Consider the following 12,565-nt stretch of genomic DNA (forward strand, 5'->3'; position numbering starts at 1 on the left):
GTTTACCGCTTTTTGGTATGAACACGCGGCAAATCAATGCGAAACGATGCGCCACCTTGTCCCGGCAAATAGGAAATTGAGCCCCCCAAGTTGTCGACAATTTCCCGACAAATCGCGAGGCCAAGCCCTGCCCCACCCGCTTTGGCCTGATCGCTCAACCGAGAGAATTTTTCAAAAATAACTGTTTGATTTTGCGCGGGAATACCAATTCCGTTGTCGGTGAAATCCACTTGAATGTGATCGTTTTCTAAACGCCGCGCAGAAATACGCAAAACAGGCGCATCGTTGACGCAGTATTTGCGTACATTTGCGACCAAATTTATAAACACCTGCGCCAAACGATCCGCGTCGGTTTCAATCGCAATATGTTCTGAAACCTCGTTGCGCTCAATAATCAAATCACGCCCTTCAAGCCCCTGTTCTGTGGCGACCAAAGCGCGATCGATCACATCGTGCAAATTGGTGCGAGACCAGTTGAGCGACACCTGCCCATTTTCCAAAACGGACAAATCCAGTAGATCATCTAACAAACGGGTCAAGCGCCGCGCCTCGTCGTGAATGATCCCTGAAAATCGTGTCAAACTTTCAGGGTCCATTTCCTCGGTCCCGGCACTTCCATCACGCAAAATTTCCGAAAAGGCGCGGATCGAGGTCATTGGTGTGCGCAACTCGTGCGAAATCTGGCTTAAAAATGCGTCTTTTTGAATCGATAAAACTGTAAGCTTTTCATTGGCTTCACGTAGCTTTCTGGCTGTGCGCGCAAGTTCTTCTGACTGCGCTTCAAGCTGACTTGAATGTTCCAGCAATTGCGCGGCTTCATCCGCCACAGCCATCAAATCTTCAACAGAAACCACAAGCCCGCCTGCAATCTGTCCCAGCATCGCATGGGCCGTTGCAGCACCAACAGAGCCCGCAAGTTCACGTTCTAGCCGTTCTAAAAACTGTGGCGTTGGATCAGGCAGATAGCCTTGTTTTCCTTGGGCGTCAGCTTCTGCATAAAACAAGGCTTGGGCTTCTGACGCGCCGATGATGCGCTGCGCCATCACCAACAGATCTTCGGCCTCGGCTGTGCCATGTGACCAACTGCGAGTGGACCCCGTGTGTTCAAAAATATTGACGAATTGTGCCCCTTGAAGTCGCTCAACAGGGCGCGGAAAGGACAGCAAAGACCCCACTATAAATGCGCCAGTGTTGAGCGCCAAAGACCACACGACAGCATGCACCACAGGATCAACGCCCTCGACCCCAAACAAGGCCTGAGGGCGCAACATATCAATGCCCCATGGTCCATGTGTCAAAAGATCAGTCGTAAACCCCGCGGCATCGCCAAACGAGGGCAAAAACATCGTATAGGCCCAGACAGTAAATCCAATCAGTAGCCCTGCAATGGCACCAGTGCGCGTGCCGCCACGCCAAAAAATTCCACCCAGCATTGCAGGTAAAACCTGTGCTATGCCTGTAAAAGAAATCAAACCAATTGCCGCCAGCGCTTCGGACCCTCCGGAAAAGTGGAAATAAAGATATCCAAGCGCCAAAACCCCCGCGATAGACAGCCTGCGCGACAGCAAAACCACAGAGCGCACATCACCAACCACAGTCGCGCCCTCTTTGCGTGATGACAGCCAAATGGGCATAACGATGTGGTTCGACACCATCGTCGACAAAGCAATCGCAGCAACAATAACCATGGATGTTGCCGATGAAAATCCACCCAAAAAGCTAAGAGTAGCAAGGGCTTGCTGATCGTACTTCAGAGGCAAAGTCAGCACGAACATATCTGGATTTGAGGTATCAGGCAGTACATCCAAGCCAACCACAGCTATCGGGATAACAAACAGAGACATGCCGAACAAGTAGAGCGGAAAGGCCCAGCTTGCGGTGAACAAATGCCGCTCTTCGGCGTTTTCAACCACCAAGACTTGGAACATTCGTGGCAACGTTAAGAACGCCGCGCCAGATAGGATCGTCAGGGTTAAAAAGCGTGTGCCATCAATATCGACATTGGTCACAGGCGACGCATCAATGCGTGCCAACATATCACTCACCCCATCGCCAATCCCCCAAACCACAAAAATACCAACGCCCACAAGACCGAAGAATTTCACAATGGCTTCCAGCGCAATGGCCGTGACAACACCGTGGTGGCGTTCATTGGCATCCAGATTTCGGGTGCCGAACACGATGGTAAACAAAGCCAACCCTGCGGCAACCCAAAGCGCTGTGTTGTTCAAATCCGGCAGGACCAGACGACCTGGATTGGCCAAACCAAAGACTGCGAAAGACAGTGCAACAGATTGAAGTTGCAGCGCAATATAGGGTGTTGTGCCGACCACTGCCAGCACAGTCACCAAGACACCCAAGGTCGTGGATTTTCCGTAGCGTGATGAAATGAGATCCGCTACAGAGGTGATGCGCTGGGTGCGGCCGATGCGCACGAGTTTGCGCAAAATCCACCACCACCCGATCATCACCATCGTGGGTCCCATATAGATTGTCGCGAATTCCAAGCCCGAGCGCGCGGCATACCCCACCGCACCATAAAAGGTCCAAGCGGTGCAATATATCGACAAAGATAGAGTGTAGATCATAGGTGAGCGCAGCCAGCCAAGTTCCCCCCGCTCAGCGCGCTTTTCAGCCCAAAACGCGACTGCAAATAAAAATCCCGCATAACTTAAACACGCCAGAACAAGAATATTAAACGGCAGCATCTAGAGATCTCCAGTGCCTTGATCGCCGCTTTGATCGCTTGTGGTCGTTTGCTTTGGTTCCCCAAAATCGCGACTGGCATCTTCAAGCGTTTCCGCCTTCATCAAAGCTCGCGCAATGAGACCCGAAATAACGATTGCGCCCAACCAAACACTGAACACATGCACATAGCCGCGCACACCGCCCCCGATGGGATCATCTTGACTGGAACCGCCCCAAAGCAAAGGCAGTAAATACAGTAAAAACAAAAAGATAGGCAAAAGTCTTTGCGCATCGATCAAACGCCTACGGCGATAAGATGACCGCGCCAGATACAGCGGAGAGCGCCCTGATTCAGCCATCACCAGAGACATCCACAACCGGCGCATCGCCCGCAGCCATCAGCCCGTTCACGGCATCCAACATACCAGAATTTGAAAACGGTTTTGTCATAAAAGCAGACACGCCCGCCGCTTGCGCCATGTCGCGGTCTTTCTTTTGACCCCGCGCGGTGAGCATCAAAATGGGCAAAGCCGCATGTTCAGGATCGGCGCGCAGATCGCGCAAAATATCAAAACCCGATTTGCCGGGCAGCATCACATCAAGAATGACGATATCTGGTTGTTTCGCGTTCACGGCCCCGACAGCACTGGCGCCATCAGAATGAGTTTCCACAATCCATCCGTCCCGCGACAAGATAAATCTAATCGCCTCAATAATGTTTGGTTCGTCTTCGATCAGCAGGACACGCTTGCCCATAGCCGACTTCCTCCTCCTCAAGATCAGACAGTTATTACGCGCTCAGAGCGTTAAGTCAAAAGCGTTCTTTGGAATATGTCACGACACCTCATTCAAAAAAGAACTACCAACATCCCCAGACAGCAAAGATGGCTCACGCCGCGCAGGGCATTTGACCCGCGCACACACACGGCAATTGGTACCAACTTCGACAATATCCCCCACGTTTTGCGACGGACGCGCAGATCGCGCGGCAGCATCCATAACGGCATCTATGGGCACGAAAAGCATCGTGGCTTCGACCACCTCAGGCGCGTCAAAGCCCGATGGCACCACGGGTTGGCAGACGGCATAGGCCAAAAACTGTCGTGGCGGTTGCCCCATATGTTCAATGACCCGGCGCACGGGCGACAAAGGCCGCAGCAAAGCTTGATACAGCGGCCAAAGCGGGCACGCCGCGCCGAACCGCGGTGGCGCAAAGCCATCAAGTGGCTTGCGAAAGGTTAATGTGCCTGATCCATCACAGGTGACCAACCCCAATGCCGCGCGTCCCTCAGCCGCTGGCAAGGTGGCAAGTCTACGCATAGCTGCTGCTAAATCTGCGCCAGTGCGTTGTGCCAAAGCTGCAGGATCGGGGCCAAAATCGGCCAAAACCGCTTCGACGTCCCCCATAGGCATCGCCGCCGCATCCCGCCGCGCACGTTCAAGCCATTGTGCAGCCAAAGCTCGAGCCGCGGGCGAAGTCAGCATATCACTTTGCGCGCTCTTATCTAAAGGCGTGACCTCATCGCCAGCTATGCCACCCCCCGCCGATATCGGTGTCTCTAGCGCGTTTTCAGGCAGCGCGTAGGCCGTGCTGGCCAACCAGCTTTCCACCTCATCCAAAGGCGCATTGGGCGCTTCATCTGCTTTGCCGACTGTATCAAGATAGCTCACCAAAGCCTGCGATCCTGTCGCAAGGCGTTGACTGTCTTCATACATATTGCGGTGAAACCGCACCTGCCAATCGGGATCAATGTCATCGCCAGCATTTAAAATACCAGCGGTGGACCGAATTGCGGTGACCGTAGACAATACTTCATGCAAGGCGTCAGATAAAAAGGGGTCATGCGCCAAACGATCACTGAGGGCCTCAACGCGGCGCTCAAGCAGCGTGATTTGTTCGCGTTGTTGCGCCACCAAGCCCGCCCAGCCGGGAAAGCGGCCTGCAAATTCTTCAATCCGGTCAGTTTCAATGGGATCGTTCAGCGCTGCGCTTTCTGCGGCGGCACCTTGCAACGCATCAATCAGCGGCGCATGTGCACCCTCTGTTAAGGCTGCAAGCTCTACGTTGAGTTCACGCGCAAGATCAACAAGAAGCTTGCCCCCGATTCTACGGCGGTTGTGTTCAATTAGGTTAAGATATGCAGGTGAAATACCAACGCTACGAGCCAAATCAGCCTGCTTTAGCCCCTCAAGAGAGCGGCGTTCGCGTATTCGTGTCCCTGTGAGGGCTGATCGTGGCATAGTTTATCCCTGCTTTTTTCGTGTTTTTTCAAAGACTTTCTGCACCCGCACGGGTCAATTGCTGCAAGTGCGCGAAAATAGATTTACAAATCAAACGATATCGTTGTGTATTTGTTAACAAAAAAACCGTTTAAACAAAAGCACTTGTTGAGTCATTTTCACTTCGCACGCAATACTTGAGCATCCTGTTAACAGCTCAATCGTTAAGGGCGAGGCAGGAAACGCAATACCAGCGCGAGGAGGCGCGGGTCTTGCGGACTGAAACCCTAAGGGAGGATTTCCATGTCCAATTCACTTCTCACGCGTCGTGGGCTGCTTAAGACAAGCGCCGTCGCTGGCGCGGGTCTAGCACTGCCAACGATTTTCACATCGGGCGCATCTGCGTTCACCAACGATCCGACGGGCAGCACTGTGACGCTTGGCTTCAACGTGCCACAATCTGGTGCCTATGCTGATGAGGGCGCAGATGAATTGCGCGCTTACGAACTTGCTGTTGAGCACCTCAATGGTGGCGGCGATGGCGGTATGCTGAACACGTTCAGCTCCAAAGCGCTCGAAGGCAACGGTATTCTTGGTAAAAAAGTCGAGTTCGTCACAGGCGACACGCAAACCAAATCTGATGCGGCACGTGCATCTGCCAAATCCATGATTGAAAAAGACGGCGCAGTGATGATCACTGGCGGCTCTTCTTCTGGTGTTGCTATTGCTGTTCAGGGTCTTTGCCAAGAAGCTGGCGTGATCTTTATGGCGGGTCTTACCCACTCAAATGACACCACTGGCAAAGACAAAAAAGCCAATGGTTTCCGTCACTTCTTTAACGCTTATATGTCAGCAGCAGCGCTCGCACCTGTGTTGAAAAACCTCTATGGTTCCGATCGCAAGGCTTACCACCTGACTGCTGATTACTCATGGGGTTGGACGCAAGAAGAATCGATTGCTGCGGCCACCGAAGCTATGGGTTGGCAGACAGTTGAGAAAGTGCGCACACCACTGGGTGCTGGCGATTTCTCATCCTATATCGCACCTGTTTTGAACTCTGGCGCAGATGTTTTGGTCTTGAACCACTACGGTGGGGACATGGTCAACTCTTTGACAAACGCGGTACAATTTGGCCTGCGTGACAAGCAAGTGAACGGCAAGAACTTTGAAATCGTTGTTCCATTGTACTCACGTTTGATGGCGCGCGGCGCTGGCAAAAACGTTGCTGGTATCCACGGATCCACGAACTGGCATTGGTCTTTGCAAGACGACGCATCCAAAGCATTCGTGAAATCATTCGGCACGAAATACGGCTTCCCACCGTCCCAGGCGGCACACACAGTGTACTGTCAGACGTTGCTTTACGCGGATGCTGTGGCACGTGGCGGATCGTTCAACCCATGTGCGGTTGGCGAAGCTCTCGAAGGGTTCGAATTCGACGGTTTGGGCAACGGTCCAACACTTTACCGTGCAGACGATCACCAGTGCTTCAAAGACGTTCTGGTTGTGCGCGGGAAAGAAAACCCAACATCCGAATTCGATCTTTTGGAAATTGTGGAAGTCACACCTGCGGCACAAGTCACATACCCAGCAGACCACCCAATGTTTGCGGGCGGTGCACTGGGCGCATGTAACCCAGGCGCATAAGCTTCGGTTTTTGCAAAACACAGGCTGGACGCGTGCATCACGCGCCCAGCCAACACAATAAAAAAAGACAATACTGACAGTAACACACTCAAATTCCACACAAAACGGCACTCAGCCTCAAGATCAACGATCTTGGGACATGGGAAAGCTACGTGGAAAGAAATGAACAGGTGGGGACGATGGACGCCATCCTATTGCAGGTCCTTAATGGACTCGACAAGGGCTCGGCCTACGCGCTAATCGCGCTGGGGCTTACACTAATTTTCGGCACGCTTGGCGTGGTCAACTTTGCACACGGCGCGATTTTCATGATCGGCGCTTTTTGTGCTGTCACGCTCTCGCGCATTTTGTCGCTCTCGTTTGAAACGATCGATCCGACAAAGGTCGACTTTTTGGGCAATCCTGCCACCATTAAGACCCCCTATGTCGAGGCTTGGTTTGGTCCCGAATTTGGTGGGGCTTTGATCGACTGGGCTGTGCCCTTGGCGATCTTATTTTCCATTCCCATTATGATTGCTGTTGGCTTTATTATGGAACGCGGGCTGATCAAACATTTCTACAAACGCCCCCATGCGGATCAAATCCTTGTGACCTTTGGCCTTGCGATTGTTTTGCAGGAAGTGATCAAATACTTTTACGGTGCCAACCCGATTTCGACCCCTGCCCCCGAGGTGTTCAAAGGGTCGTTTGATTTTGGGGCGATGTTTGGGTTTGATCCAAACGTGATCATCTACCCGTATTGGCGCATGGTTTACTTTCTCTTTGCAGCTGTGGTCATTGGCGCGGTGTTTTCATTCTTGCGCTTCACCACCTTCGGCATGGTCGTGCGCGCCGGCATGGCAGACCGCGAAACGGTTGGCTTGCTTGGAATCGATATCGACCGCCGATTCACCATTATGTTCGGTCTTGCTGCCGCAGTCGCGGGCATGGCGGGCGTGATGTACGCGCCTATATTGAGCCCCAATTATCACATGGGCATGGACTTTTTGGTGCTGTCATTCGTTGTGGTTGTGGTCGGCGGCATGGGCAGTTTGCCCGGCGCTGTGGCGGCTGGGTTCTTGCTTGGCGTGCTTGAGAGCTTTGCCTCTATGAACGAAATCAAATCTATCATCCCCGGCATCGACCAGATCATCATCTACGTCGTCGCCATCATCATCTTGCTGACCCGTCCACGCGGTCTGCTGGGCAAACGCGGCGTGATGGAGGAGTAAACCATGCTTGGATTAAACAAAACTGACTCAAAATTCTTGCTTATCGTGATCTTGCTCACGATTTTCACACCAATCCTCATGCAACCCTTCGCTGCGAATTCTGGTCTGGACCAATTCAATGGTGGATATCCTGATTTGATGCAAAAAGTTGCCATTTTTGGCATCTTTGCTGTGGGTTTTAACATTCTGTTCGGTCTCACCGGCTATCTGTCCTTTGGCCACGCTGCCTTTTTGGGCATAGGGTCTTATGCCGCCGTTTGGATGTTCAAACTTCTAACAATGAACGTGATCCCAGCCATTCTTTTGGCGATGATCGTGTCTGGACTTTTGGCGGTGGTGATCGGTTATATTTCACTGCGCCGCTCAGGGATTTACTTTTCAATTCTGACACTTGCCTTTGCTCAGATGTGCTACAAGATGGCCTATTCCGTGCTGACCCCGATCACAAATGGTGAGACAGGCTTGCAGTTGTCGCTCAGCGATCCACGCGTTTTGGATGGTGCCACGACAAGCACATCTTTGCCTGTGACCAACATCTTTGGCCTTGCGATGAACAGCTCATACAAAGTCGAAGCCCTAAACCGCGTGTTCACCTTTAATGTCGGCTTCTATTTTTGTGCCATCATCGCGATCATTGCGTTTTATGTTGCCATCCGCCTGTTTAGGTCGCCCTTTGGCATGATGCTACGGGCCGTAAAATCGAACCAACAACGCATGAATTACATGGGTTTGAACACCAAGCCCTACACTTTGGCAGCTTTCGTGATCTCTGGCATGTATGCTGGTCTTGCGGGTGGCTTGCTGGCGGCTATGGACCCTTTAGCGGGTGCTGATCGGATGCTTTGGACCGCCTCTGGCGAGGTTGTCATCATGACCATCCTTGGCGGCGCAGGCACCTTGATGGGGCCAGTTTTGGGCGCAGGTGTGATCAAATACCTTGAAAACATCTTTTCCAAAATCAACGAAACCGTTCTGCATTCTTGGTTCCACTGGTTGCCTGATGGCATCGAAGAAGTTGTCGTTTGGATTTTTGCACGCTTCACGGGCGAAGGCTGGCACCTGACACTTGGCATCACCTTTATGCTTGTGGTGACGTTCTTGCCGGGTGGCTTGGTCGAGGGCCTCAAACGCCTAGCACGCCTTGCGCGCAAGGGACGTAAAAAGACCGATAAGTTCGATGAAAGTGATCCAGATCACACCCCCCCACCGTCCAAACACGTCGTTTAAGGAGACATCAGATATGGGAATTCTTGAAGTCAAAGGCGTTGGAAAACGGTTCGGCGGTCTGCAAGCGTTGGGAGACGTCAATCTCTCGGTGCAGGAGAACACGGTCCACGCCATCATCGGGCCAAACGGGGCGGGCAAATCAACGTTGCTCAACTGTTTGGTCGGAAAGCTCATCCCTGATACAGGGTCTGTCACCTTTGATGGGCAGTCTGTTCTGGGGCGAAAGCCACATGAAATCAACCAGATGGGCATCAGTCGCGTGTTCCAAACGCCTGAGATATTTGGTGATCTCACAGTAATGGAAAACGTGCTGATCCCCTGCTTTGCCAAACGCGATGGTTCGTTTCGCATGCACGCCTATGAGAGCATCGAACAAGAACCGGACATTCTGCAAAAAGCAGAACAAATGCTGATTGATGTCAATATGATCGACAAACGTCATATGAATGGATCGTCTTTGTCACGCGGTGATAAACGTCGCCTTGAGATGGCTATGTGTTTGGTGCAAGACCCGCGCCTATTGTTGCTTGATGAGCCAACAGCCGGCATGGCGCGTGCTGATACAAACAACACCATCGACTTGCTTAAAGAAATCAAAGAACAGCGCGATATCACCATGGCGATCATCGAACACGACATGCATGTGGTGTTTTCCCTTGCTGATCGCATCACCGTTTTGGCCCAAGGCACCCCTCTGGTCGAGGACACGCCGGACAACATCAAAGGCCACCCAAAGGTTAAAGAAGCCTACTTGGGCGAAACGCAGGAAGTTTAGGAGCGCATCATGGCTGAAAAACAATATAAAACCGCTGAAAACATGTCTGCCAACCACGCCGAAAGCGCACCTGCGTATTTCTCAGTTTGGGATTTGCACGCCTACTATGGCGAAAGCTACATCGTGCAAGGTGTCTCTTTCAACGTGCATGAGGGCGAAATCCTTGCCCTTTTGGGACGCAACGGGGCGGGCAAAACCTCGACCTTACGTGCCATTGCACGACTGGATGATCCGATGGTGACGCATGGCGAAATCTGGCTTGATCACCAACACCTGCACACGATGAAAGCCCATGAGGCGGCCATCGCAGGACTTGGTTTGGTACCAGAAGATCGTCGCATCATTCCGGGTCTCACAGTTGAAGAAAACCTGCAATTGGCACAGATTGTTGAACCGATTGGCTGGTCGCTAGAACGCATCTACGATCTGTTTCCACGCCTCAAAGAACGCCGCAAACAAGAGGGCATCACCCTATCAGGCGGCGAACAACAGATGTTGTCCATCGCCCGCGCTTTGGCCCGCGATATCAAAGTGTTACTCTTAGATGAACCCTACGAAGGTCTCGCGCCTGTCATCGTGGATGAAATCGAAAAAACGCTGCGGATCATTAAAGCACAGGGCATCACGACTATTTTAGTAGAACAAAATGCGGTTCGAGCATTGAACCTTGCAGATCGTGCCGTCATTCTCGACACAGGCACCGTTGTCTATGACGGGTCAGCCAAAGAGGTGCTTGAAAACGAAACGTTGAGAGCAGAATATTTGGCAATCTGATTAAAAGCCCTGCCCACCATAGATGGACTGGCGGGGCGCACCGCACCTGAGCCGTGCGGTCCATCTATGTTCTGGGGAGGAACACCATGACCGACACGACCTATTCACCGGATGAGGCATTTACGGCCTCGGCTCATATTGATCGCGCGGGCTATGATGCGATGTATGCGGCGTCTGTGTCTGATCCTGATGCGTTTTGGGGCGAGCAGGGTAAGATTTTGGATTGGATCAAACCCTTCACCCAAGTCAAACAAACCAGTTTCGAGTTCGGAAAAGTCGATATCAAATGGTATGCGGACGGCGTTTTGAACGTCTCAGCCAACTGTATCGACCGCCATTTACCGACCCGTGCTTTGCAAACTGCGATCATTTTCGAACCTGATGATCCCAATGCTGACGCGCAGCACATCACCTATAAAGAGCTATCGGAAAAGGTAAATCGCTTTGCCAATGTGCTTTTGTCCCAAGGGGTGATGCGCGGTGATCGCGTGGTGATTTATCTGCCGATGATCCCCGAAGCCGCCTATGCCATGCTCGCCTGCGCCCGCATTGGCGCGATCCATTCCATTGTTTTTGCTGGATTTTCCCCTGATGCGCTTGCCAACCGCATCAACGACAGTGGTGCCAAAGTGGTGATCACCGCCGACTCTGCCCCGCGTGGCGGGCGCAAAACAGCGCTTAAATCCAACGCTGACGCAGCTTTGCTGCATTGCTCTGACAAAGTGCGCTGCCTTGTGGTCAAACACACCGGCGATCAAATCACTTGGATCGATGGTCGCGATGTCGACGTCAAATATCTGATGCAACACGCTTCACCTGACTGCCCGCCCCGCCCGATGAGCGCCGAAGACCCGCTGTTTGTGCTCTACACATCTGGCTCGACAGGCAAACCCAAAGGCGTGGTACACACGTCTGGCGGCTATTTGGCTTATGCGGCTATGACCCACAAATACGTGTTCGACTACCACGATGGCGATGTGTTTTGGTGCACCGCAGATGTCGGCTGGGTCACGGGCCACAGCTATATTGTCTACGGTCCACTGGCCAACGGCGCCACGACAGTGATGTTCGAAGGCGTGCCGACATACCCCGACGCTGGCCGGTTCTGGGCCGTGTGCGAAAAGCACAAAGTGAACCAATTCTACACCGCGCCGACGGCTTTGCGCGCGTTGATGGCGCATGGCAATGACTTTGTCGAAAAGTACGATCTGTCCGACATCAAAGTGCTGGGCACCGTGGGCGAACCGATCAATCCCGAAGCGTGGAATTGGTACAACGATGTGGTCGGCAAAGGCAAAGCGCCGATCGTCGACACGTGGTGGCAGACTGAAACAGGCGGGCACCTTTTGGCACCCCTGCCCGGCGCTGTGCCCACCAAACCGGGCTCTGCCACGTTGCCATTCTTTGGCGTGCAACCTGTGATTTTGGACCCAACAACAGGCGAAGAAATCACCTCGGTTGAAGCCGAAGGTGTGCTGTGTCTCAAGGACTCATGGCCCGGTCAAATGCGCACCATCTGGGGCGATCATGAGCGGTTCCAAGAGACCTATTTCCAACAGTACAAAGGCTACTATTTCTCGGGCGATGGCTGTCGCCGCGATGCCGATGGATACTACTGGATCACCGGTCGCGTGGACGATGTGATCAACGTCTCAGGCCACCGCATGGGCACCGCCGAAGTCGAAAGTGCACTGGTCGCTCACGCCGCCGTGGCCGAAGCCGCAGTCGTCGGTTTTCCTCATGAAATCAAAGGCCAAGGCATCTACGCCTATGTCACATTGATGAACGATCAAACCCCGTCTGACGACTTGAAAAAGGAATTGGAAAAATGGGTCCGCACAGAAATCGGCCCCATCGCCAAACCTGACTTCATCCAATGGGCCCCAGGCTTGCCCAAAACCAGATCCGGCAAAATCATGCGCCGCATCCTAAGAAAAATCGCCGAAAACGACACAAGCACGATGGGCGACATCTCAACTCTCGCCGAACCAGCCGTTGTCGAAGAATTGATCAGTAATTCGAT

10 protein-coding genes are annotated in these 12,565 nt (G+C 52.7%); 6 read left to right on the forward strand and 4 right to left on the reverse strand.

The window, feature by feature from the left end; translation table 11 throughout:
- Positions 1-2 precede the first annotated feature (2 nt).
- The 4 genes from BM025_RS10895 to BM025_RS10910 all read right to left on the reverse strand — a co-directional run bounded on the left by BM025_RS10895 (position 3) and on the right by BM025_RS10910 (position 4,929).
- A complete protein-coding gene (locus BM025_RS10895) occupies positions 3-2,708 on the reverse strand; it encodes an ATP-binding protein (RefSeq protein WP_090875343.1) in 2,706 nt (901 codons plus the stop codon).
- Complete coding sequence (locus tag BM025_RS10900) at positions 2,709-3,047, reverse strand: hypothetical protein (protein WP_085849619.1); 339 nt, start codon at positions 3,045-3,047, stop codon at positions 2,709-2,711.
- The gene (locus BM025_RS10905) at positions 3,040-3,444 is read right to left on the reverse strand and encodes a response regulator transcription factor (protein WP_085849620.1); all 405 of its coding nucleotides are present in this window, start codon (positions 3,442-3,444) and stop codon (positions 3,040-3,042) included. The genes BM025_RS10900 and BM025_RS10905 overlap by 8 nt, the downstream gene beginning before the upstream one ends.
- A gap of 78 nt (positions 3,445-3,522) precedes the next feature.
- Positions 3,523-4,929 carry a helix-turn-helix domain-containing protein gene (locus BM025_RS10910; protein WP_085849621.1) on the reverse strand — a complete coding sequence of 469 codons (1,407 nt, stop codon included), beginning with the start codon at positions 4,927-4,929 and terminating at the stop codon, positions 3,523-3,525.
- A gap of 282 nt (positions 4,930-5,211) precedes the next feature.
- Here BM025_RS10910 and BM025_RS10915 point away from each other — a divergent pair, with 282 nt between their 5' ends.
- From BM025_RS10915 to acs, 6 genes are all read left to right on the forward strand, one after another.
- Complete coding sequence (locus BM025_RS10915) at positions 5,212-6,555, forward strand: substrate-binding protein (RefSeq protein WP_085849622.1); 1,344 nt, start codon at positions 5,212-5,214, stop codon at positions 6,553-6,555.
- Positions 6,556-6,734: 179 nt separating this feature from the next.
- Complete coding sequence (locus BM025_RS10920; RefSeq protein WP_085849623.1) at positions 6,735-7,766, forward strand: branched-chain amino acid ABC transporter permease; 1,032 nt, start codon at positions 6,735-6,737, stop codon at positions 7,764-7,766.
- 3 nt (positions 7,767-7,769) lie between these two features.
- The gene (locus BM025_RS10925; RefSeq protein WP_085849624.1) at positions 7,770-8,993 is read left to right on the forward strand and encodes a branched-chain amino acid ABC transporter permease; all 1,224 of its coding nucleotides are present in this window, start codon (positions 7,770-7,772) and stop codon (positions 8,991-8,993) included.
- A gap of 13 nt (positions 8,994-9,006) precedes the next feature.
- Positions 9,007-9,768: an ABC transporter ATP-binding protein gene (locus BM025_RS10930; protein ID WP_085849625.1), complete on the forward strand. Its 762-nt coding sequence runs from the start codon at positions 9,007-9,009 to the stop codon at positions 9,766-9,768.
- A gap of 9 nt (positions 9,769-9,777) precedes the next feature.
- Positions 9,778-10,542 carry an ABC transporter ATP-binding protein gene (locus BM025_RS10935; protein ID WP_244515608.1) on the forward strand — a complete coding sequence of 255 codons (765 nt, stop codon included), beginning with the start codon at positions 9,778-9,780 and terminating at the stop codon, positions 10,540-10,542.
- Between the two features lie 86 nt (positions 10,543-10,628).
- The coding region (gene acs, locus BM025_RS10940) for an acetate--CoA ligase (RefSeq protein WP_085850896.1) at positions 10,629-12,565 on the forward strand (1,937 nt) is incomplete at its 3' end.

This window comes from Pacificibacter marinus (genome assembly GCF_900109555.1).
Lineage (GTDB): Bacteria > Pseudomonadota > Alphaproteobacteria > Rhodobacterales > Rhodobacteraceae > Celeribacter > Celeribacter marinus_C.